The sequence below is a fragment of the Bacteroidota bacterium genome, assembly GCA_017303905.1.
Lineage (GTDB): Bacteria > Bacteroidota > Bacteroidia > B-17B0 > Aurantibacillaceae > JAHEYG01.
In genome coordinates this window covers 1-24,223 of record JAFLBH010000004.1, presented here as the reverse complement: position 1 = coordinate 24,223, position 24,223 = coordinate 1, and the positions used below count along the sequence as shown (strand labels likewise).

The following is a 24,223-nucleotide window of genomic DNA, read 5'->3' as shown; positions in this document are numbered from 1 at the left end:
ATACCGACAATACCAATCATCAGTCGGATAATCAACAGAACGATCAGGAAGAGGCGAGAAGAAAGCAGTTTGAGAAAATGAAAGAAAAATTTTCCAAACAGTCTAACTCAGGCTCTAACAAAAACAGCAACAGCGGTAATAACTTTTACTGGATTTACGGTTTGGTAATTGTTGGATTACTATTCATTACTTTTTTCGGCACTAACTTTTCATCGCGTGCCATCGAAATTAGTCAGGTTAAATTTGAACAGGAAATGTTGGCGAAAGGTGATGTAGTTAACATCGACATCGTTAATGAGAAATATGCACGTGTTTATATCAATGTAGATAGTTTGGTAACGCTTGACCGTTATAAAGACCCTAACACAGGTCGTGCTTATTTTACCGATAAGAAATTCCGCGGACCACATTTCGTACTTACAGTATCATCCGTGGATGATTTCTTACGTCGTATAGAAAAGGTGCAAGATGAAGCACAAATTGCTAAAGAGCGTCGTGTGTATCCTCATTCTATTGAAGAAACCAATTGGATGAATGAAATGACTTGGATTGCACCGATTTTAATAATGGTGGTATTATGGTTATTCATGATGCGTCGTATGAGCGGCGGAGCAGGCGGTCCCGGTCAGATCTTCAATATCGGAAAATCAAAAGCTGTATTGTTCGATAAAGACACCAATGTGAACATTACATTTGATGATGTGGCCGGCTTAGAAGGTGCAAAAATTGAGATTAAAGAGATTGTTGATTTTTTAAAGAATCCGAAAAAATACACCGACTTAGGTGCAAAGATTCCGAAGGGAGCCTTATTAGTAGGGCCTCCGGGTACCGGTAAAACCTTATTGGCAAAAGCCGTAGCCGGTGAAGCGAAAGTACCTTTCTTCTCTTTGTCAGGTTCTGACTTTGTGGAAATGTTTGTTGGGGTAGGTGCGTCGAGGGTTAGAGATTTATTTAAAAACGCGAAAGAAAAAGCGCCTTGTATCATTTTCATTGATGAGATTGATGCGATTGGTCGTGCGCGCGGAAAAAGCATTTCTGCAGGCGCTAACGATGAGCGTGAAAACACATTGAATCAGTTATTGACTGAGATGGATGGTTTCGGAACTAATAGCGGTGTTATTATTTTAGCAGCCACTAACCGTGCTGATATCTTAGACCGCGCTTTATTACGTGCCGGACGTTTCGATCGTCAGATTTATGTAGATATGCCGGATGTTATAGAGCGTCAGCAAATCTTTAAAGTGCATTTAAAGCGTATTAAAATTGATGATAGTGTAGATGTTGAATTCATGGCTCGTCAAACTCCCGGATTTAGCGGAGCTGATATCGCAAACATTTGTAATGAGGCGGCTTTAATTGCGGCGCGTGCCAATAAGAAACAAGTTACTAAACAAGATTTCTTAGATGCGGTGGATAGAATTATCGCAGGTCTTGAAAAGAAAAATAAAATTATTACACCACATGAAAAACGTGTGATTGCATTCCATGAAGCAGGACACGCTACGGTTAGCTGGATGTTGGAGCATGCTTCACCGCTAGTTAAAGTAACCATTGTACCACGTGGTCGTTCTTTAGGCGCAGCCTGGTATTTACCGGAAGAACGTCAGATTACAACTGCCGATCAAATTATGGATGAAATGTGCGCTGCTTTAGGCGGACGTGTGGCTGAAGAAATAGTATTCGGAAAAGTAAGTACAGGTGCATTAAGCGATTTGGAAAAAATCACCAAACAAGCTTATGCAAGTATTGTGTATTACGGATTAAATGACAAAGTAGGTAACATCAGTTATTATGATAGTTCAGGGCAATCAGAATATTCATTTGGTAAACCGTATAGTGAATCAACCGCTAAAACCATTGATGAAGAGGTGAAGAAGATGGTAGATGTAGCCTACGCGAGAACAAAACAAATCTTGACCTTAAATAAGGAGAAACTGACTACACTTGCCGAGAAGTTATTGGAGAAAGAAGTTATCTTTAAAGAAGATTTAGAAGAGATTTTCGGTAAACGTCCGTTCGATAAGAAGGAAGACGTTTCGCCTCAGGTAAAAACAATTGAGAACACCAATCCTGAGAATCCAATCGCTTAATTAAATTAAATCAATTCATAAAAAATCCCCGGCTGTTTAGTCGGGGATTTTTGTTTTGATTAAAATCCGGTCGTTGAGCTTGTCGAAACGCCGGGCTTGAATCACATAAATACTTCTATAAATGTATTTGTGTGTTTTTTAATCTTTCTTGGTTTAATATCCTTTTTTAATCGTTATGACGATGTGATTTTTAAGAAACAGCTTTGTTAACAGTATGTTAATTAATCTAAACTTCGTTTTAGATTGAGTGAACTGAGCTTATTAATTAGGTAACAGACTTGTTATTTTAGTCTTATTAAATAATTTTAAAGAATTGAAGACGGTTTAATTAATCAAATATGAAATTATAATTAAAAAGCAGAGCATTATGAAGTTAAAATTACATTACAAATTATTTCTGTTCTTACTTTTTTTTATTGGTATTCAATATTCTGTTAAATCGCATTCGGTTCAGATTGCCTATTGCGTAGATTGTGCGGGTAATTTGAGAATTTTCGTTGAGCATTGGCATGGTAACGCTGCAGCGAACTCAACAAGTATGACAATTAGTTTAGCGGTAGGTTCAGTTACAACTACCCAAACTGCTTCGCCTCTTGCTAATTTGCAAAACATACCCATGAGTCAATTACCCGGCTGCGCAACCACTATATTATCTGTTGCTGGTTGTACCGGACAAATGAACACCTATAATGATTGGGTTTATTTTGATTACACCGGATTGCCTGCAGGAGTGCCTATTTCTTTTACTATTTTAAGTGGAAGTAACGTATTTACTGCGGATGGTTGTAGTATGTTCCCTCTAACTGTAACTTTTACAATACCCTTGCCAACTACTAATAATGTGCCCGTTGTTGTGTGTGAAGGAAATCTAACCCCTGCCATAAATGTTCCGGCCGGTGTTGCATGGACAAACAGTAACCCAGCAATTGGATTACCTGCTTCAGGTACCGGCTCAATTGCTCCATTTCCTGTTGTTGGCCCTAACACATCTGTAATAACCTATACAACCGGTTGTGGTGTAACAAATACAACTCTTACAACTGTTCCTAATATTACGGTAACTCCATCTGCTTTGGCTAATACTGTTTGTGCGGGAAGTCCGATTAACTTAAACTGTAATTCTTTGACTTCTTACACTTGGACAGGTCCAAATGGATTTACCTCTAATTTGCAAAATCCTACCATTCCAAACGCATCAACATTAGCTAGTGGTACTTATTCGGTTTCTTCTACAAGCGCGAGTGGTTGTACAAGAACGTCGACTCTTAATATATTAGTGAATCCTTTACCGGTACCTACACCAACTAACACAGGTCCTTATTGTGTTGGAACTACCATGCAATTGAATGGAGGTGCCTATAGTACGTTTACTTGGACAGGACCAGGCTCCTTTAATTCCAATTTGCAAAATCCTACACAAGCGAATACCCAAATTGCAAACGCCGGTATCTATACAGTATCGGTAACTGATGCAAATGGATGTGTTGGTTCCGGAACAACCAATGTAGTCGTGAACCCATTGCCGATTATTGCAGTAACTCATCCAACCAATTGTATTAATTCAACTATCAATTTAACGTCGAGTGGTGGAGTAACTTATTCTTGGTCGGGACCTAACGCGTATACTTCAAATGTGCAGAATCCTTCAATACCGTCAGCGCAATTAAACATGACCGGAATTTATACGGTGACTGTTACGGATGCAAATAATTGCGTGAATACCGAAACAGCGAGTGTTACAGTTTTCGCACTTCCTAGTCCTACCATAACCAGTAATAGTCCGGTTTGCGTTGGTAATACTTTGAATTTGTTTTCTTCCGGAGGTTCAAATTATACATGGGTCGGTCCGGGTTATAGCGGCACAACTGTAAATCCTGTCATTACCAACGTACCTATGTCTGCCGCCGGTGTTTATACATTAATTGCCGGTGTAGGAACATGTACAGCGGGTTCTACTTACACTGTAGTGATAAATCCATTGCCAACGCCAAATATAGTAACGAATAGTCCGGTTTGTATTAATTTCCCTATCAGTTTTACAGGAAGTGGAGGGGTAAGTTATTCATGGAGTGGTCCGGGTTTATCCAGTTCATTACAAAATCCAACCATTACAAATGCATCAATGTCTAATAACGGAAATTATGTATTAACTGTTACTGATGCGAATGGTTGTGTGAATTCCACTAATCAAAATGTTGTGGTTAATCCTCAGCCTATAGTTTCCGTTTCCGGAAATACAGTTTGTTTAAATTTAAACACAAGCTTAAGTGCAAATGGCGGAACTTCCTATAGCTGGACAGGTCCTGCAGGATTTACATCAACGAGTCAAAATCCAGCTATTATCAATGCACAATTAAGTAATGCAGGGCAGTATCAGGTGATCATTACAGATGCAAACACTTGTTCTGATACACTTGTAACGAACTTAATCGTTAATTCATTACCGGTACCACAAATCAATTCAAATAGTCCTATTTGTATCGACAATATGTTAAACTTAAGTGGAATTGGTGGCGTATCGTACTCTTGGACCGGTCCGAATGGATTTTTCTCTGCAGTTCAAAATCCAACCATTATGGCTCACACCGTTGGATACACCGGTACTTATAATTTAACCGTAACGGATGCAAATGGCTGTGTTAACACAACTACTGCAGCGGTAGTTGTACATCCAATTCCTGATGTTGCTATTGCTTCTACTAAAAATAATGGTTGTCCACCTTTCTGTACTGATTTCACCTTCTCAAGTTCTGCAACTATTCAAACATATAATTGGAACTTAGGGAATGGTTTTTCAGGTACTGCATCTACTGCTCAAGGATGTTATGACGCAATAGGTATTTATACTATCAATGTTCAAGCAACAAGTATTTATGGTTGTGTAAACTCTACAACGCACACGGTTGAAGTTTATCCGGTACCTGTAGCAGATTTTAATCACGCACCAATTAAACCAATTATAAATATTGATGGCGAAGTTGTATTTACTGACGCTTCTCACGGTGCAAATATTACAGGCTGGCAATGGTATTTCATGAATACAGCTCAATATACTTCAGTTCAACAAAATCCTACCTTCATGTATACCGAACCCGGTAACTATGTTGTAGCTTTAGTTGTAAAGAGCGATAAAGGTTGTGTTGATACAATTCTTAGACCACTTGTGGTTGGTGAAGACTTCGGAATTTATGTGCCTAATGCATTTACACCTAACAGCGATGGATTAAATGATGTGTTTCAACCAAAGGGATTTGGAGTTGTTGACTATGAATTATTTGTTTTTGATCGTTGGGGAGAAAAAGTATTTAGTACCAAAAAATTTGAAGAAGGTTGGGATGGCACTTTTCAGGGTCGTGGAAATAAGGGATGCGAACAAGGTACTTATGTGTGGTTGATTCGATGCACATCCGTATTCTCAAAAGCGCACGAGTTAAAGGGACATGTTACCCTTATAAGATAATACTTACCATAAAAAATCTTTTAATTACTATCTTTATCTGAAACAATGTTGTTTAACATTTAAAATGAATAAAGGATTTTTTATAGGTCTGGTATTGTTATCATACACGTGTTTTGGTTATAGCAGTAAAAGTATAAAGGAAGATAAACCAAACAAAAATCTTATTTCATTTACCGAAAACAAGGGACAGATTTCCGATCAACATTATAAACCGCGTACGGATGTACTTTTTGCAGGTTCTGATGGAGAAATCAATTTTCATATTCGTAATAATGGTGTAAGTTATCAATTAACAAAAGTTGATTCCTGGAAACAAAATAAAAACACGGATATTTTAAATAAAGAGATTCCGGATATTAAATTACCCGATAAAATTACACTCTATCGAATTGATACCTATTGGAAAAATTGTAACACAAGTTTAAAAATTAAAACAGATAAAGCTCATGCCGGTTTTACAAACTATTATTTACCGGCCTGTCCAAATGGTGTGTTAAACGTTCCATCTTATGAAGGCGTTTCTTTAGAAAATTTGTACAATGGAATTGATGTACATTATTATCAAAAAAACGGAACATTAAAGCATGATTACTTAGTAGCACCGCATACCAATTATAAACTCATTCAAATTGAAGTGAAAGGCGCGGATGTTAGAATTCAACCGGATGGAAGTGTTATCTTAAGTACACCAATTGGAGAAGTTCAGGAAGGCGCGCCTATTGTTTTTCAAAATGGTAAACAAATTAAGGCTTCCTGGAAGCTTGAGAATAATATATTAAGTTTCGACATTCCTAATTACAATAGCAACCAATCTCTGATTATCGATCCGATGGTTCGTGTTTGGGGTACCTACTATGGTGGAGACATGACAGATTTTGGACAAGCATGCACAACTGATGTGTCAGGAAACATTTTTCAGAGTGGTTATACCAGTTCTACAACAGGTACATCCATCGCTACTGTTGGTGCGCATCAAACAAGCTGGATGGGAATTGAAGATGCTTATGTGGTAAAGTTTAATTCAGCCGGCGTTCGTCAGTGGGCAACATATTATGGTACCATAGTTGACGATCATGCTTATGGTTGTGCCGTTGATAATTCCGGTAACGTTTATATATCCGGTGATACACAAAGTCCGTCGTATATTGCAACAAGTACCGCGCATCAAACTGTTTTTGGTGGTGGAATAACGGATGCTTTTTTAGCCCAATTTGGTTCAACCGGAGCGCTTCAATGGGCTACCTATTATGGAGGAAGCGCGGATGATATCGGGCAACAATGTAGCACCGATAATTCCGGAAATATCTATTTAATAGGAAATACTTACAGTACAAATGATATTGCAACTATTGGTTCACATCAAACGAATATAAGTGGTATGCAAGATTGCTTTTTAGTTAAGTTTAATTCTGCCGGTGTTCGTCAATGGGGAACCTATTACGGAGGAGGCGATGATGAATTCAGTAATAAAGTTTGCACCGATGCAAGTAATAATGTTTATATCAGCGGATACACAGCAAGTACAAGTAGCATTTCAAGTTCAGGATCACATCAACCAATTCATGGTGGTGGAATATTCGATGGTTTTTTAGTGAAATTTAATTCGTCAGGTGTTCAACAATGGGGAACGTATTATGGAGGTGCGGGATTGGATTACGGACAAGGATGCACCTGTGATAATTTAGGAAATGTTTATTTGACGGGCTATACACAAGGCGGAAGTAATATCAGCACACCTTCATCGCATCAGGTTAGCTATGGCGGAGGATCATTAGATGCTTTTCTGGTTCGGTTTAATTCATCAGGAATTCGACAGTGGGGAACCTATTATGGAGGTATCGGAAGCGATCGTGGATTTAGTGTGGCAACAGGAACCAATACAAATATTTATTTAACCGGAATGACATCCAGTACGGGAGGAACAGATATAGCAACAACGAATGCGCATCAACCGAGTCATGGTGGCGGACCAAGTGATGCGTATTTTGCCGAGTTCAATTCTTCAGGGCAAAGAATGTATGGAACCTATTATGGTAATTTTGGAGATGATGTTGGTGTTGGATGCACGGTAAGTAATGCGGGTAAACTATATTTAAGTGGATATACAAGTAGTGCAGTTGGTATATCCACATCAAATTCGCATCAACCAAACTTTGATGCTGTGTTGGACGCTTTTATTATTGAGTTTGAACAGTGCAATGTACCACCGGCTCCAACCAATCTTACTCCTACAGTAAATTTGAATATTTGTGTCGCGCAAACAGCAACATTAACCGCCGGAGGAATTGGTAATCTTAATTGGTACGCTTCACCAACATCTACAGTAAGTTTAGCTACGGGATCAGTTTATATTACGCCAACCTTAACAACTAACGGAACATACAGCTATTACGTTCAGGATTCAACTTGTACTAACGGTCCGCGGACATTAATCAATGTAGTGGTTAGTGTTTGTACAAGCATTTTAACGATGGGACCTTCCATTTCAGGTGTGATGTTATATCCAAATCCAAATCCCGGCGCATTTACCATTGAATTGAATAATAGTTTTCCGAAAACTATTGAAGTGGTAGATTTATTTGGGCGCGTATTAAGAACAGATGAAACTTCCGATTCAAAAATTAATTTCGAAATTCCAAACTTAGCCAATGGAATTTACTTCGTGAAGATAAAAACGCACGATAAATTACAAGTCATTACAATTTCCAAACAGTAACTCATCTTTATAAAAAGAAAAAGCCTGCAAATGTATTGCAGGCTTTTTTTGTTGAATGAAAGTCCGGTCGTCGAGCTTGTCGAAACGAAACGCCAGACAAGAACTTGTCATTATACAATCGGTGGCGGAACATTATTAAACAAAGCCGCTAACTCCGGCTGTGTTTCTGCTGCTAACCAGCCTGTCATGCCTGCTTTCCAAACTAAACTTTGTTTGGTTAATTGTCCTTGCTGAGCCATTGCTTGCAATTGTTGCAAATTAAACGGGCCTGTTTGCTGACCGTTTACAGCCACATGAAATTGAACAATCGGCGGCGGTGTAATAGGAGGAGGGGTATTCGTATTCATGCCCTGTTGCGCGTTAAACTGATTGTTTTGATACATGTTGCCCATTTGATTGCCCATACCGAAGCCCATACCTGCACCTATGCCTGCCCCCATGATACCACCGTTAGAATTTTCGGCAGCTTTTTCCATACTCACACCGGCCTGGAACTGATTAAATGCGCCCAGATTACCAACAATTCCCATACTGCTGCGTTTGTCCAACATGGCTTCCACTTCAGCAGGTAAAGAAATGTTTTCAATTAAGAATTTTGTTAACTCTAAACCAATTTCGTTAAACTCAGGTTTGATTTTTTCGTGAATGATTTTAGAAACTTCATCATAATTGCTCGCCATGTCAAGCACCGGAATTTTACTTTCGGCAATGGCATCCATTCCGCGTGATACAGCTAAATTGCGTAATTGCTCATTGATTTCATCAACGGTAAATTCAGCATTGGTAGATGCTATCTCTTTATAAAACTTAACAGCATCATTTAATTTAAAAGCATAAGAACCAAAAGCGCGTATTCTTAACGGACCAAATTCAGCATCACGTAACATAACAGGGTTTTTAGTGCCCCATTTCTGATTGGTGAATTGCTTAGTGTTAAAGAAAAACACATCCGCTTTAAATGGAGAGTTAAAACCATACTTCCAACCTTTTAAAGTGGTAAGTATCGGCATGTTTTGGGTGGTTAAATTATACATACCCGGCTGAAATAAATCGGCCACCGTACCTTCATTTAAAAATAAAGCTTGCTGACTCTCACGAACAGTAAGCTTCGCGTTCATTTTTATTTCATTTTGGTAACGTGGAAATTTCCATACCAAAGTGTCATTTGTGTTGTCTGTCCATTCGATAATATCAATGAACTCATTTCTTATTTTATCAAACAATCCCATGATTATAGTTTTTAATTTATACTAAAGTGTCTGGTTTCTATTTTATATACAGGCTACTTTAGTATAAATGTAAAGAATTTTACGATTCCCTTTTCGTTAAAATGCCTTAAACTTTATTTTATAAAGAGGTGGTTTTGAATACGATGTTAGTTGCCGAATTGGCCTCATAGGATTTTGCGTAAAAAAAATAGAATTTATCAAACGCGTGGTCTGTGCTGAAGGTGCTACGTTGCCTTTCGCTTTGCGCTCAGTAGCACCGGCTTGATAAATTCTAATTTTAGCAAAATACTATGCAGCCTTGACTTTTTTGGTTACTTTTTGTGTTAAGACAAAAAGTAACAATGATAATCCTCATATTTGCAATGTAAATGGCTACAAAGCAAATAATAGTAATAGGAGGCGGTGCAGCAGGTTTTTTTGCGGCTATTAATGTGGCAGAGATGCATCCCGATTACCGTGTCATTATTCTTGAAAAAAGCAATAAGTTATTATCGAAAGTTCGGATTTCAGGAGGTGGACGCTGTAATGTTACCAATCATACTTTTGAGACCAGTGAATTAGTGAAAAATTATCCGCGCGGGGCAAAAGAATTAAGACAAGTTTTTAGTCGCTTTGCGGTACAGGATACCATAGATTGGTTTGAAAAACGCGGCGTGAAATTGAAAGCCGAAGCCGACGGAAGAATGTTCCCTGTCACTGACAGTTCTGAAACGATCATCGATTGTTTTTTAAATGAGGCGAAGCGACTAAATGTAAAAATTAATTTGGAAGAAGAGGTGTTGGATATAGTTAAGCACGAGAATGACCAAATACAAGTAATTACAATTCGTACAACTTATACCTGCGATGCGGTGATTTGCTCCAGCGGCGGACATAATCAAAAAAAGAACTATAATTTTATTGAGAAAGCAGGTCACACGATTTCCGAATTAATTCCAAGCTTATTTACGATTAATCTGAAAAACGAAGCCATTACAGAGTTGATGGGATTAAGTGTAAAGAATGCAACGGTGAGAGTAGAAGCAACCAAACATCAATATACGGGACCGGTTTTAATTACGCATTGGGGATTTAGTGGACCGGCAGTATTAAAACTTTCAGCCTTCGCCGCAAAAGACTTTTTCGAAAAGAATTATAACGCGGGAATCTTAATTAATTGGACAGGAAGTTTAAGCGAGGAGCAAGTGAAAAATGAATTTGAAAAGCATTCCGCTTCAAAAGCATTAATGGTGAATGCGCCATTGTTTGATATTCCGAAGCGGTTGTGGGAGTATATTTTACTGAGAGCCGAATTAGCTTTAACGAAACCCTGGATAGAGCTTGGTAAAAAACAACAAAATAAATTAGCGCAGGTGCTGTGTGCCGACCGTTACCAAATGCGTGGAAAAACAACCTTTAAAGAAGAATTTGTTACCAGTGGTGGCGTCAACTTAAAGGAAATTGATTTCAGGACCATGCAAAGTAAAATCATGCCCAATTTATATTTCTGCGGGGAGGTAATAGATATCGACGGAATTACCGGTGGTTTTAATTTTCAGAATGCTTGGAGTACAGCGTATGTGGCTGCGAGTTCGGTGGGCTGATGTGTTTTGTTTAGTGTTTCACCACTGAGAACCAGAGAGCACAGAGTTTTAGTTTGTTATCTGCGTTAATCTGCGCTATCAGCGGGAAATTAAAATCTCCGCGCCTTTACGTCTCCATCTTCATTGCGTTACGTTGGATAAATCCGTGTGATACCACATCTCTGCGTCTCTGCGTGAAACCACAAAGCCTCGCTTTCATTCATAAATTATCTGCGTTAATCTGCGCCATCTGCGGGAAATAAAATAATCACTTTTCATTGGTAAATGCGGAGAATAACGACTATAATCACCGCAAAAATGCGGAGAATAATTTTGGAAATGCGGAGAATACGCCGTATATTTACCGCATAAATGCGGAGATTATATAGTCCTTATATCCATCAAAATAAACAATGGCCCAATTTTACCTGGGACATCCACACCTTATTGCCATTACTCACCACTGTTCGTCACCAACAAGGTCGGCTAAAAGGCTACATGGAATTGCTGGGTTTTGCCATGCGTAACGAATCTACTTTACAAACGCTTACCATGGATGTGCTTAAATCTACCGAAATAGAAGGTGAGATACTCAACTCCGATCAGGTGCGTTCTTCCATAGCGCGTCGTTTGGGAATGGACATAGTCGGACTTGTGCCCGCCGACAGAGATGTAGAGGGTGTAGTGGAAATGATGCTGGATGCCACGCAGAAATACCAGAAACCTCTTACCAAAGAACGTTTATTTGCATGGCATGCCTCTTTGTTTCCTTCCGGAAGAAGCGGTATGCATAAAATTAAAACGGGTGCCTGGCGTGATAATGATTTAGGTCCAATGCAGGTTGTTTCGGGTGCGCTGGGAAAAGAAAAAGTACATTATGAAGCACCTGATGCGAAGCGTTTAAATAAAGAAATGACTTTGTTCCTGAAATGGTTTAACACACAAAACGAATTAGATCCCGTTATAAAATCGGGCATAGCGCATTTGTGGTTTGTAAGCATACATCCTTTTGATGATGGTAACGGACGCATCGCGCGCGCCATAGCCGATATGCAATTAACGCGCGCCGATGAAGACGCGCAACGATTTTATAGTATGTCGGCGCAGATACGTGTGGAGCGAAAAGCGTATTACGAAATGCTGGAGAAAACACAGAAAGGAAATTTAGACATCACGCCATGGTTAATGTGGTATTTAAATTGTTTGCAACGCGCTTTAACTACTACCGACAAACGCTTACAAAATGTGTTGAATAAAACTAAATTTTGGGATAAGCATACAAAAACCATCATTAACGAACGCCAGCGTTTAATGATCAATAAATTATTTGATGGCTTTGAAGGTAAGTTAACCTCCTCTAAATGGGCCAAAATAAATAAATGCTCCGCCGATACGGCCCTGCGCGATATAAACGATTTAATGCACAAGAAAATACTTACCAAAGAAGAAGGCGGCGGTAGAAGTACAAGTTATGTTTTGAGGTAATTTTTTCAAAATTGAGAAGCTCTAGTATGATATTGTTAAAAATATACGGTACACTCAAGATTGGCATTCAGAAAAAGCGGAGATTTGTATATATTTATTGTAAAATGAGATAGGGTGTGCGGAGACTGAGAGATTCGAACTCTCAGCCGGTATGGAAGAGGGGATACGTGAAGCCAAAGTGAAACAATTTGTAATTGATTAAAACCAAAGGCTGCTCCAAAGGCAGCCTTTGGTTTTAAAATTTAAAAAAAATTAATCGATTACTATCTTAATGGTTTTGTAATTGCCATTTGTCTTTATTACAATACTATAAATTCCTTTAGCAAAGCCAAAAAGGTCAAATGTATAGTTGCCTTTTAAATTTGTGTTTTGTTTAACAAGTTGACCAATGTTGTTGTAAACTATAACATCATAAATATCCTGAAGTGCAGTTTGAATATTAAATAAACCTGAGCTCGGGTTTGGACTAATGATAAAGTATGTATCTAAACTGTTTTCTTTAATTCCAATAGTATTGTATTTTAAACGGTTTGAATATGATTTGCTATTAAATGATGAAGATTTTTGTGACGGGGTACATGTAATGCTCCATAGTGTTCTTACGCGCCATGAAGCAGTTGATTGATACGTTGTATAGGCAGGATCAATAACAAAGGATTGGGTTCCGGCTACACTGCCAATGGTTGTCCATGTCCCATTGGACAAATTATCTCTTTCAAGAACATAAGAAGAAACAGGATTTGCTTGCCCCTCTATTGAATAAGGTTGCGGCCAAGAGAAAGTACCACTTGTGTTAACAATGAAGATAGTATTATGATAAGGGCTGTAAGTACTATAATTGCCGCAACTGTCTCTTGTCATTAACTTATAACGATAAGTTCCTATGTTCGGATCGCCGGTACTAGGAAAATACATTGTGCGGAAAGTATCTGTTACCTGACTGAATGCACTATATGGTAATGCTTTGATGAGCTGGTAAACATTAGATGACGTTTCACGATAAACAAAGAAACTATCAGCAGTTGGGAATAAAGTTTTCTCCCAAGTGATTACATTAAATTGAGAAAGGGAATCTACAGTTACAAAGCATAAAGGAACTGAAGAGAATGAAGCAGCAGCATTGATCACTGAAAATGTATTTGTTTTGGTACATTGATTAGCGTCCTTTACAGTTAAACTATATGTACCTGGCGCAAGACTTGAAGCAGTGGTTGTATTGCTTCCAGTTGACCATGTATATGTGAAAGGAGCGGTACCGCTCGTAACACTTACAGTCGCTGTTCCATTATTGTTACATGTTGAACCTGTTGTATTAATTGTAAAAGCAACATTACCTGTAGTTTGTATAATAGCTAATGTTTGTGTAACGATGCAAGTTGTGCTTGGTGCTGATGCAGAAACTGTATAAACGCCAGCTGAAGTCACTACATAACTTGACCCGGTGGTTGTTGCTGAGGATGGGGCTGTCCAGGTATATGTAACACTAGCTGTACTATTAGTATTAATTGCGTTCAATGTTTGTGATGTAATAGCGCACATTAAGGTGAAGCTTGAAGTTGATGAGTTCACACTGAAAGTAGGGCAAGCAGTTTGACCGAGCTTTAATACAAAAACATCATCACTTCCACCACCACCGTTTGAATTAAGCGTATAAGTTCCGGCGCTTGGATCGAAATCTGTAATTTGACTGAAGTTTCCAGTCGCATAAATATCAAAAAAAGGAGATACTGAAATATCATAACCAGAAGCTCCGGCATAACCGATTCCATTTGCGAAAGCAAAATTTCCTGATGCATCAAGCTTTGAAATAAAAATACCGGTCCCACCAATAGTAGAAAGAGTATAGGTGCCTACACCAGGATCAAAATCAGCGTTATTACTATAATATCCGGTTGTATATACTTCGCCAGCTGAACTTATTACTATTGATTTTCCTTCATCAGATGACGAACTTCCCATTCTTTTTGCCCAAACAAAATTCCCGGAAGCATCTAATTTCAAAACATAAGTATCAATTGCACCGGCGGATGTCATTGTAAACGCAGAAACACTTGGGTCAAAATCTGTTGTTTGATCAAAATATCCAGTAGCATAAATGTTATTAGCCGCATCTACTGCAACTTTATTTGCTGTATTGCTGCCGCTAACACCGCCCATTGTTTTTGTCCAAATCAGATTACCTGAAGCATCAAGTTTAATAATGTAAATATCCATATTCAATGCAGTGATTGTAGATGAAGTCGCAGAAGGATCGAAATCAACTGTTCCAATAAAACTTCCGCCAACACAAATATTTCCTGCACCGTCTAAGGTAATGCTGTTTACAAAAACCTGCTGGCTGCTTCCTGTTCCTCTGATTTGTTTTGCCCATACAAAATTTCCGGAAGCATCCAATTTAGAAATGAATCCATCCTGATTTCCTCCGGATGCGTTAAGGGCATAAGTTGTTCCTGCAGGGTCAAAATCTGCAGTGCTCATAAAATAACCAGAGGTAAATACGTTTCCGGACGCGTCTGCTGAAATAGAGTAACCTACGTCATCAGAGGATCCTCCCATATTTTTTGCCCAAACTAAATTTCCGGCGGGGCTTAATTTTAGAACAAATATATCATTACTACCAAACGATGTAAGATTAGTAGTACCAGTGTTAGGGTCAAAGTCAACAGTACCCTGGAAAGATCCAGTTATATTAATATTTCCTGTACCATCAATATTTATTCCTTTACCAACATCTGAACCTGCAGAACCAATGGTTTTTGCCCATAAAAAATTACCATTAGCATCTAATTTTGAAATAAAAATGTCGTTACTTCCTGTTGAAGTTAAATTAAATATTCCTACGCCCGGATCGAAATCTGATGTACCCTGAAAAGATCCTGTTGTGTATACGTTTCCTGATGCATCTGTAGCTATTGCATATGCACGATCAGCAGAAGGACCACCCATGTTTTTGGCCCACTGGAAGGTAGTTTGTGAGTTAATCTTTAATATTGAAAAAAGAGTAACTGTGATTAGGCTAATCTTTGACATAGTAAAATTATTTTTCATTGTATTTAGTTTAAATAATGATAAAGAGGGCTAATCAAAATTAAAGCAAAAAAGAACTACTTTTTGATAAAATGTACCGCAGTAAGTGTTTTTTGTACAGTTAGCTGTTAAAACTATTGATTGCCTCTGATAATTCGGCGTATTTACGGCTCGATACAGGAACATGAGAACCATCTTTGAGAATTAAAACACCTCCTTGTTTCTTATCTAGTTTGGATACAAAACTCAGGTTCACCAAATGCGAGTGATGGCATCTGATAAAACCATCAGGACTTAGCAAGCCGTCGTATTCCTTTAATCCTCCTGACATTAATATTGGTTTTTTATCAAGGAGATAGAAATATGTATAATTTCTTTCCGCTTCGCATCGGATTATTTCATTCAAACTGACAATATGAGTTGCTTCATGCGTATTAAGAACAATCTTTTTGTTTTTGAAGCCGAGATTTTCGATCAATGTTTTTAATTTGATATTCTCTTCTTCGGTATTTATTTTTTGTTTGGCTTTGTTGAGCGACTCTATTAATTCGTTAGCAATGACAGGCTTCATGAGATAGTCAATGGCACTATATTTAAAAGCTTTGATCGCAAATTCATTAAATGCAGTGATGAAGATAACTTTGAATTGTAAAGGGAATAATTTGTTTAGAAGTTCAAAACCTGTTCCTCCCGGCATTTTTATATCTAAAAGTACAACATCCGGCTTTAGTGTACGTATAAAACTCTCGGCATCAGCAATGTTATCAGCTTCGGCAATGATGTCTGCTTCGGGATAATTTAATTGCAAAACTTTGCGTAAAGAATTTCTTACTCTTTTTTCATCATCAACTAATATGATCTGTAGCTTCCCCACTAGATAGGTATTGAAAATATAACTTCAGTTCCTTTTTTTTCTTCACGTTCAATTTCTTTAATTTCAAAGATCATTTTTTTATTCTTCGATCTGTTTAGAAGTTTCAAACGTTCCTGCGTAATTTGCATAGCCATTGACTTGTGTGAATGGTAAAGTTCTTTTTGTTGCTGAGCACTAGCAATTCCGATTCCATTATCAATTATTTTAATTTGTAAAACATCTTTATTTATCGCAAAATGAATTTTAATTATTCCTGTTTCTTTGATGCCTCTGAAACCATGTTCAATTGCGTTTTCAATAAATGGTTGTGTTAGCATTGGGGGCAAAGATATTTGACTGGTTTGGATATCAGAATCAACTTCAATAGAGTAATCTAGATTATCATTCATTCTTAATTTTTGTAATGAAAGATAATATTCCAACGTTTCAATCTCTTTGTCAAGACTTATATATTCATTTGCAGAATTTTCCAATATCAATCTCATCAACCATGCAAATCGTGAAAGATAATCGCCAGCTTCTTTTGGCTGATGTTCATAAATAAAATTTTGTATGCTTGTGATAGAGTTAAATAGAAAATGGGGGTTCATTTGAGTACGCAATAATTTTTGTTCCAGTTTCATTGTTTCCTGTTTTAATCTTAATTTGAATTGATTGAAGACTAATAAGCCGATTCCTACTAAAAGTATTAAGATAATCGATAGACCGTAGATCAAGTATTTTTTGTTTGTAGCAGAGAGCAATAAAATATTGTTAGATTGTGTCAGTGATTTGATTTCAGCTTCTTTTTTTTCGGTCTCAAATTTTATCTGCAACTCAAGCAGGTCTTTTTTATCTACTTCAATTTTTGCACTATCCTTTAACAGGATTAATTTTTCAAAATGCATTAGAGCTAAATCATGTTTATTAGTGAGTTTGTAAAGTCTATAATACCTCTCGTGATTGAGTTTTATTTCATTTGCTGAATTCGTTTCATTCGCAAGTTTTTCAGCAATCTTTAAATGACTGAACGCATTGTTGTATTTCTTTTGTTTTGTATAAATGTCACAAATACTTCCTTCTATTCCCGCAATAAGATTATAAAGTTCAATTTCTTTTGCTACTCTTTTTGCCATTTCATGATATTCAATCGCTTCGTTAAATTTTTTATTTGAATACTCAATATTGTTCTTTGATAAAGCGGAATCTCCTTGTAAAGCATAAGCCTGAGCGATATTGGCCAAGATAAAAGCCTGAAACATTTTTCTATCTAACTCCTTGGCAAGGCTTAAAGCTTCAAAATAATAAGTTTTACCCAAGGCAAATTCTTTTTCTTCTACACTGATCACACCAAGATTAGTTTTTATTATGGAAATAGAATTTTTGGCATTTCTTTCGATTGCAAGTGGAAGAGCTTTATTAAAATATTCTTTTGCTTTTTTGTAATTTTTCTGATCTTGGAAAACAGTGGCGATGTTAATCAGCATATTGGTAATTACTTTTTTGTATCCTATATTTTCCGCAACTTTAAGTGCAGCGGTATAGTATTTTAGTGCATTGAGATTATCACTAAGGTTACTGTAAGAAACACCAATATTTCCTAATGTTCCACTCAGTGATTTTTTGTCGTCTAATTCTTCCCACAATTTTACTTCAATTAAACGGAGCTCCAATGCTTTAGCGTTGTTTCCTTGATTTTCGTAAGCATCGCCAATACACGAATAACCAAGGGCAATTCCTTTTTTCCAATTTATTTTTTTCGCAAGGTCAAGTGATTTTTCTCCGTATATAAGTCCTTTTGCAGGATCACCGAAAACGGTTTTAACACTGATCTGTTTGAGTACATTAACCTTGTTTGTGTCTTCTTTTAAAGTTGGAAGTATTTTTATAAGGCTATCTATATTGTTTTGAGCAATAATATTATTGAAAAAGGAAATAACTAATATTATGTGTAGGATTCTACGCATAGAAAATTGAAAATACTAAATTTTAAATTAATATTCAAAGTTTAGTTCTATAATGTACTGGCGTATGTTTTTTTTGTACTGATGAGGAGTTCCTGATCGAACCTATAACAGAACCTTTAATTGTAAATTATTAGTTATGGAAGAGGGGATGGGTTAAAAGCAGTTAAAGGTTATTTTTTTCTATTTTATGAGTAATTAAAAACGTTATTTATCATTTATTTTTTTAAATGACTTTAAAAGATCTACTTTAGGATACAGGAATAAATGTGAGTCTTTAGCTTTTTATGTAAATCGAAAATCTTGAATAGTAACTTGTTTAGCCATTCTTTATAAATTAATTTATAAACAAGTGCTTAGAAAAAGCGTTAAAGGTTTAACTTCATTATATGGTAAAAAAAACAAAACCGAAAACCGATTCAGTTGGATATACTTGTGCTGAAAAGGAACTTTTCAAAAAATTAGGAAAAGACAATGTGCTAATTGAAATTAAAGCTAAAGTAAATGACAAAATGAAAGTTATACAAGCTATTGAGTTTCGTTTTGATAAAACATGGCAAATCGGAAGAAGGCCAAACGAATTAAATTTATCCCAGGCAAAAGAAAATAGTCGGATATATAAGAACGTAAAAAAATACTTTAGAACAAATAAGGCTTAATTAAAAGGGATAGATGTAGGTGTTTGTTTGTTGATGCAAAAGCGAAACATTATAATCCGGATTTATACTGATTTTTGCTGGATTTTCAGGATCTAAATCCTCTGGAATTATCGATTTTACTATAATTCCATAGGATTGGCCTTAATTCATATTTATCTGCATTAATGCGGATAAATTATCATAAATACCTATCATAACAAAGGGTATTCGAATTAATTCAAATTAACCTTTTAAATAATAACTAAACCTACTATTATACAATGATTGGACAATTATCATTAGTAATCTACGGTCTATCGTAGATTTTTATTCAGAAATTGGGATAAAAATTTAGCATGGAGAAAACTAGTGGTGCGGTTTCGTTCTTTTCTTTAGTGCTGAACAAGTCGTTTGTTTCTTTTGCTTTTAGCTTACCCGCTAAATAATCATTCATAAAATGACTATTAAATTTATCTGTAGTAGCCCGTACGGGAATCGAACCTGTGTTCCATTCTTTTAACTCATTCATTAACTCAAATATAATCAATTCCTCCGGTTTTTCTGAATGCCAATCTGCGGTCTACCGTAGATTTCTAACCCCTCAATTAATAATTAAAGTGAAACAAGAAATAAATAATTGTAATGGTGTTAAATGAATCACAAATTCTAAATGAGAAGCATCCTTAACCATTTTTTATTTAATGTTATATGTTTAGTGTTTTATATTAAGAGTTAAATATTAAGTGTAATATGTTTGTTGATGTTCACCACAGAGAAACAGAGAACACTGAGTGTTGGACTGTTTTTAAGGTAAAATAAGCTATCTTTAATGATTAACACAAAACAAGAAATGGCGAGGTAACACTCGCCATCACGAGCTTCGCCTCGCGACATCAAACATCAAACATCAAACAAAAATCCTAACTCACTCTTATTTCCTCAATTACTAACTGAGTACTTACAACCCCTCTGAATTCGTTATCCTGGATTTTAAATACAATATCTACCGGTGTTTTTTTCTGGAAGAAACTTAAGAAGTCTCCTTTATCATAGGCAATTGCCTGAAAGCGTACATTGGGATTTACACTTTGAAATAATTCAAGCTTCAAATGATTTTGTCCTACAACTTTTCCCCAACCTGTATCCAACACATTTCTCGCCATAAAAAGTGGCGTCATGTTTTCTGGTCCGTGTGGTGCAAACTGACGTAATATGCGTGTGGTTTTTTCACTGATTTCCTGCAATTCAATTTCAATGTCAATATCTACAATAGGAATCAATTGCTCAGGTAAAATACTTCCGGCAACTATACGTTCAAATTTTTCCTGAAAGGCAGGCACATTTTCTTTCTTCATGGTTAATCCCGCAGCAAATTTATGTCCGCCAAACTGCTCTAATAAATCGCTGCATTGCTCAATGGCGGCATACACATCAAAATCTTTCACACTGCGTGCTGAGCCTGTCGCTTTCCCTTCTGATTCGGTTAAAACAATGGTAGGCTTGTAATATTTTTCAATTAAACGCGAGGCTACAATTCCAATCACACCTTTATGCCAACCCGGATTAAATAACACGGTTGATTTTTTAAATTCGGTCATCGGATCATTTTCCAGAATCACCTGCGCTTCCATGGTAGTGCCTTGGTCTAAATCTTTACGCTGCGAATTGGTGTTATTGATGCTTTTAGCAATTTCGTTGGCCTCTTCTTCAGTTTCACTTATTAAAAGTTCAACCGATTTAGAGCCGTGTTCCAATCGCCCTGCCGCATTTATTCTTGGTCCCACAATAAAAACAAGGGTCGTAATCGTTAAGACTTTTGTTATTTTATTGGAGTCGATAAGCGCTTTAATTCCAGGACGAGGATTGGAGTTCATTTTCTCCAAACCATAATACGCCAAAATGCGGTTTTCTCCGGTTATAGGAACGATATCGGCAGCAATGCTGGTAGCAACTAGGTCTAAATAATTTAAACACTCCTCAAATGCAATATTGCTTTTTTGGCAATACGCTTGAATTAATTTAAACCCGATTCCGCAACCGGAAAGCTCTTTGTAAGGGTATTGACAATCGTTTCGTTTTGGATCGAGCACCGCATGTGCTTTTGGTAATTCATCTCCCGGAAGGTGATGATCACAAATAATAAAATCTACACCTTTTTCATTGGCGTAATTGATTTTATCAATGGCTTTAATACCGCAATCGAGCGCGATAATTAAACTGAAATCATTGTCGGCAGCGTAATCAATTCCTTTAAAGGAAATGCCATAGCCTTCTTTGTAACGATCGGGAATATAATAACCGAGATTTGTAGTGATTTTTCTGAAGAAACTGTAAACAAGCGCAACAGAGGTGGTGCCGTCAACATCGTAATCACCAAAAATTAAAATACGTTCGTTATTGTTGATGGCTTTTTGAATGCGTTCGATGGCTTTGTCCATGTCGCGCATCAAAAACGGATCATGTAGTTCGTTTAAATCGGGACGGAAAAAACTTTTTGCCTCGTCGAAGCCTGATATTTTTCGCTGGAATAAGAGAGAAGCAATGATACGGTCGACGTTCAGGATTTCTTTCAAATTCCTAACGGTTTCCTCATTGCTATTATCTTTAATCTTCCAGTTTTTTTTCAAAGGGCAGGGTATTAAGCTATGTTATGGTAAACAGCAACAACATCATCATCATCTTCCACCTTCTCAATCATGGCCATAACTTCAGCTTCCTGCTCGGGGCTTAATTCGGTGGTGGTAGTTGGAATAAAAACCTTAGAAGATTCTTTTACAATGTATTTTTTCTCTTCTAAAGCGCTTTGCATTTTACCAAAATCGGTAAATGCAGTTTGAATCACTAACTCATGATTTTCATCATCCCAGTTTAATTCTTCGGCACCGAAATCAATTAAATCTAATTCGGTAGTATCCTTATCCAAGCCTGTGGAATCTACTTTAAACATCACCTTACGGTCGAACATAAAGCTTACAGAGCCGGAAGTTCCCAAAGCGCCTTCAGCGCGGTTAAAATACATACGTAAACTCGCTACCGTGCGGGTAGGATTATCGGTACTGCATTCCACTAAAACAGGAACTCCGTGTGGTGCGTATCCTTCGTAAATAACTTCTTCATAGTTCGCCGAATCTTTTTCTGAAGCGCGTTTGATAGCCCCGTCAATATTAGCTTTTGGCATGTTAATAGCCTTAGCATTTTGCATAATCATACGCAAGCGCGGATTACTTTCGGGGTGTGGTCCGCCAGCCTTAACGGCCATTGCTATATCTTTTCCAAGTTTGGTAAACGCTTTTGCCATTTTAGCGTAGCGTTTAAACATGGTTGCTTTTCGTTTTTCAAATATCCTTCCCATGAGTTCTTATTTTTTACAAAAGTATTAATTTTTGTTACAAAGTTTCTCCAAGAGTGAACTTAAAGTACGTGTTAATTCCTTTCTTGAATACTGTGAAATTGCTTTTTTATCCGGTGTTATATTCTGTCCCGAGAAAATTTTAAGAATATTTTCTTTTAATAAATTTTCATCGTTAAAGTCGGAGATGAGTCCGCTTTGTGTTTGTTTCAATATCGCTGCTAAATCGCCGTCAGTTGGTCCGATAGCAAGAATTGGCACATTAGCCGCAAGGTATTCGAAAATTTTTCCGGTTAATATGCTTTTAGCGTTTGGTGTATTATTGACAAGAAGCAAAAGCACTTTGCTTTTTTGTTGTTCTTTTATCACTTCATTGTGTGGCAGGTAATCGATTTTACGGATAAACGAATCGAGTTGATAATGTTTCAGGCGTTCCATTACATAATAATCCACTTTCCCCACCAATTTAATTTCGAGATTGTTTTTAAAGTCGGAATTAATTTCGCACAATGATTTTAAAACCTTCCATAAAGTCTCCGGATTGCGGCTTTTTACGAGGGTACCAATGTGTGCAATGGAGAATTTTTTATCGGTTTCGATAGATCCTTTATACAAATCATCTTCATCAAAACCATTAGTGATAACCGTAAATTTTTCGGGATTTGAACCAAGAATGGTTTTAAACTCTTCATTCATGCCGTTACCAATACTGATAATAGAATCAGCGTTTTTAAGCACTTCTTTTTCGAGACGTTTATGTTTTTTGTCGGACGAAGAAGAAAGCATTAATTCTTTATAGAAATCGATATTGGTCCATGGATCGCGAAAGTCAGCCACCCATTTTATGGAAGGAAAATTCTTTTTTACACCCAAAGCTATGAGGTGCATCGAATGGGGCGGACCAGTAGATATGATGGCATCCACAGGATTCTTTTTCAGATAATCGTTTAAGTATTTTACAGAGGGATTAATCCAGAATTTACGTGCATCGGGAATAAAAAAATTACCTCTGATCCATACTGAAATTTTCTCCGTTATACTGGGCTTTTTGTTTTCTGACAGAAAGGAAGCATTTATTTTTTCATTTTGCTTTTTACCAATGAAAGTTTTGTAAAAACTATACGGTTCCCAAATTTTAGTTTTTAAAACAGTAATGTTATTGGGGATATCTTTTTCAAGCGAAGCGTCAATCACAGGCATTTCTGCATTTTCAGCAGTATAAACGATGGGTTCCCAACCAAATTCCCGTAAGTATTTTACGAACTTTAGCCATCGTTGTACGCCTGCACCACCACTTGGAGGCCAATAATAAGTTATGATGAGAACACGCTTCATTAGGAGCTTTAAAACTAAAGATATTATTTGGTTTTTTGCAGAGGGAACCTAAAGTTTTAGATATTTTAGGTCTCATAAACAACTAGATATCAAACGAATCAGGAAATTATCAACAAATATTTGGAAAAGAGCTTCGAAAGTATGTATCTTTGCCGTCCCGTTTTTTGAGTTAAGTATTGATAAAATGTAATGAGCTGAGGCTCATTGTTAGAGATAGAGGAGAAAGAAAAAAGAATAAATTTTATCGAAATATTTGGAGATTGTTAAAGTTGTTATTACTTTTGCAGCCCCAATTTATGGGAAAGTTGATTGAAATGCTGAGAAATGAGAACTAAAGCCGGATGAATAGTCTGGAGTTTTAGTTTAAATAGCTCGGTTTTAAGATATTACGTTCATTGAAGGAAATGATTGCCAAAAATGTAGCAGGTAATTTGTTGAAGAAACGATTATCACATGAAGATGATATTAGTTGAGAAACTGATTCATCATACCCTTGAGGGATTGTGTTTAGACAT

The 24,223-nt window shown here is 36.9% G+C and carries 15 protein-coding genes; 6 read left to right on the top strand and 9 right to left on the bottom strand.

The window, feature by feature from the left end; all coding sequences use genetic code 11:
- Nucleotides 1–77 precede the first annotated feature (77 nt).
- The 3 genes from ftsH to J0L69_13345 all read left to right on the top strand — a co-directional run bounded on the left by ftsH (nt 78) and on the right by J0L69_13345 (nt 8,266).
- Nucleotides 78–2,090, top strand: coding sequence for an ATP-dependent zinc metalloprotease FtsH (ftsH, locus tag J0L69_13355; GenBank protein ID MBN8694175.1), 2,013 nt, complete (start codon nt 78–80; stop codon nt 2,088–2,090).
- 367 nt (nt 2,091–2,457) lie between these two features.
- Entirely contained in the window at nt 2,458–5,550 is a 3,093-nt protein-coding gene (locus J0L69_13350; GenBank protein ID MBN8694174.1) for a gliding motility-associated C-terminal domain-containing protein, read from the top strand.
- A 64-nt stretch (nt 5,551–5,614) separates the two neighbouring features.
- Nucleotides 5,615–8,266, top strand: coding sequence for a T9SS type A sorting domain-containing protein (locus J0L69_13345; GenBank protein ID MBN8694173.1), 2,652 nt, complete (start codon nt 5,615–5,617; stop codon nt 8,264–8,266).
- 110 nt (nt 8,267–8,376) lie between these two features.
- On the opposite strand, the gene J0L69_13340 is transcribed toward J0L69_13345, so the two are convergent.
- Entirely contained in the window at nt 8,377–9,495 is a 1,119-nt protein-coding gene (locus tag J0L69_13340; protein ID MBN8694172.1) for an SPFH domain-containing protein, read from the bottom strand.
- Nucleotides 9,496–9,863: 368 nt separating this feature from the next.
- Here J0L69_13340 and J0L69_13335 point away from each other — a divergent pair, with 368 nt between their 5' ends.
- Entirely contained in the window at nt 9,864–11,078 is a 1,215-nt protein-coding gene (locus tag J0L69_13335; protein MBN8694171.1) for an NAD(P)/FAD-dependent oxidoreductase, read from the top strand.
- Between the two features lie 351 nt (nt 11,079–11,429).
- Nucleotides 11,430–12,542: a Fic family protein gene (locus J0L69_13330; GenBank protein ID MBN8694170.1), complete on the top strand. Its 1,113-nt coding sequence runs from the start codon at nt 11,430–11,432 to the stop codon at nt 12,540–12,542.
- Between the two features lie 252 nt (nt 12,543–12,794).
- Here J0L69_13330 and J0L69_13325 read toward each other — a convergent pair whose 3' ends face one another.
- The 3 genes from J0L69_13325 to J0L69_13315 form a co-directional block, all read right to left on the bottom strand.
- Nucleotides 12,795–15,572 (bottom strand): T9SS type A sorting domain-containing protein, encoded by a 2,778-nt coding sequence (locus J0L69_13325; GenBank protein MBN8694169.1) that lies wholly within the window; start codon nt 15,570–15,572, stop codon nt 12,795–12,797.
- Nucleotides 15,573–15,690: 118 nt separating this feature from the next.
- Nucleotides 15,691–16,443 (bottom strand): response regulator transcription factor, encoded by a 753-nt coding sequence (locus J0L69_13320; GenBank protein MBN8694168.1) that lies wholly within the window; start codon nt 16,441–16,443, stop codon nt 15,691–15,693.
- On the bottom strand, nt 16,443–18,389 hold the full coding sequence (locus J0L69_13315; GenBank protein ID MBN8694167.1) for a histidine kinase: 1,947 nt from the start codon (nt 18,387–18,389) through the stop codon (nt 16,443–16,445). Before J0L69_13315 ends, J0L69_13320 begins: the two co-directional genes overlap by 1 nt.
- Before the next feature lie 386 nt (nt 18,390–18,775).
- Here J0L69_13315 and J0L69_13310 point away from each other — a divergent pair, with 386 nt between their 5' ends.
- Complete coding sequence (locus tag J0L69_13310) at nt 18,776–19,045, top strand: hypothetical protein (protein MBN8694166.1); 270 nt, start codon at nt 18,776–18,778, stop codon at nt 19,043–19,045.
- Nucleotides 19,046–19,355: 310 nt separating this feature from the next.
- Here J0L69_13310 and J0L69_13305 read toward each other — a convergent pair whose 3' ends face one another.
- The 5 genes from J0L69_13305 to J0L69_13285 all read right to left on the bottom strand — a co-directional run bounded on the left by J0L69_13305 (nt 19,356) and on the right by J0L69_13285 (nt 23,708).
- Nucleotides 19,356–19,571 carry a hypothetical protein gene (locus J0L69_13305; protein ID MBN8694165.1) on the bottom strand — a complete coding sequence of 72 codons (216 nt, stop codon included), beginning with the start codon at nt 19,569–19,571 and terminating at the stop codon, nt 19,356–19,358.
- 185 nt (nt 19,572–19,756) lie between these two features.
- Entirely contained in the window at nt 19,757–19,918 is a 162-nt protein-coding gene (locus J0L69_13300) for a hypothetical protein (protein MBN8694164.1), read from the bottom strand.
- A gap of 26 nt (nt 19,919–19,944) precedes the next feature.
- Nucleotides 19,945–21,651: a single-stranded-DNA-specific exonuclease RecJ gene (recJ, locus tag J0L69_13295; GenBank protein ID MBN8694163.1), complete on the bottom strand. Its 1,707-nt coding sequence runs from the start codon at nt 21,649–21,651 to the stop codon at nt 19,945–19,947.
- Nucleotides 21,652–21,662: 11 nt separating this feature from the next.
- Complete coding sequence (locus J0L69_13290; GenBank protein MBN8694162.1) at nt 21,663–22,376, bottom strand: YebC/PmpR family DNA-binding transcriptional regulator; 714 nt, start codon at nt 22,374–22,376, stop codon at nt 21,663–21,665.
- Between the two features lie 24 nt (nt 22,377–22,400).
- Complete coding sequence (locus J0L69_13285) at nt 22,401–23,708, bottom strand: glycosyltransferase family 4 protein (GenBank protein ID MBN8694161.1); 1,308 nt, start codon at nt 23,706–23,708, stop codon at nt 22,401–22,403.
- Nucleotides 23,709–24,223 lie beyond the last annotated feature (515 nt).

Coding starts and splice junctions, on each gene's coding strand:
- ftsH (MBN8694175.1), top strand. CDS start 78: ATGAAAGAAAAATTTTCCAAACAGTCTAACTCAGGCTCTAACAAAAAC.
- J0L69_13350 (MBN8694174.1), top strand. CDS start 2,458: ATGAAGTTAAAATTACATTACAAATTATTTCTGTTCTTACTTTTTTTT.
- J0L69_13345 (MBN8694173.1), top strand. CDS start 5,615: ATGAATAAAGGATTTTTTATAGGTCTGGTATTGTTATCATACACGTGT.
- J0L69_13340 (MBN8694172.1), bottom strand. CDS start 9,495: ATGGGATTGTTTGATAAAATAAGAAATGAGTTCATTGATATTATCGAA.
- J0L69_13335 (MBN8694171.1), top strand. CDS start 9,864: ATGGCTACAAAGCAAATAATAGTAATAGGAGGCGGTGCAGCAGGTTTT.
- J0L69_13330 (MBN8694170.1), top strand. CDS start 11,430: ATGCGGAGATTATATAGTCCTTATATCCATCAAAATAAACAATGGCCC.
- J0L69_13325 (MBN8694169.1), bottom strand. CDS start 15,572: ATGTCAAAGATTAGCCTAATCACAGTTACTCTTTTTTCAATATTAAAG.
- J0L69_13315 (MBN8694167.1), bottom strand. CDS start 18,389: ATGCGTAGAATCCTACACATAATATTAGTTATTTCCTTTTTCAATAAT.
- J0L69_13310 (MBN8694166.1), top strand. CDS start 18,776: ATGGTAAAAAAAACAAAACCGAAAACCGATTCAGTTGGATATACTTGT.
- J0L69_13300 (MBN8694164.1), bottom strand. CDS start 19,918: ATGTCGCGAGGCGAAGCTCGTGATGGCGAGTGTTACCTCGCCATTTCT.
- J0L69_13290 (MBN8694162.1), bottom strand. CDS start 22,376: ATGGGAAGGATATTTGAAAAACGAAAAGCAACCATGTTTAAACGCTAC.
- J0L69_13285 (MBN8694161.1), bottom strand. CDS start 23,708: ATGAAGCGTGTTCTCATCATAACTTATTATTGGCCTCCAAGTGGTGGT.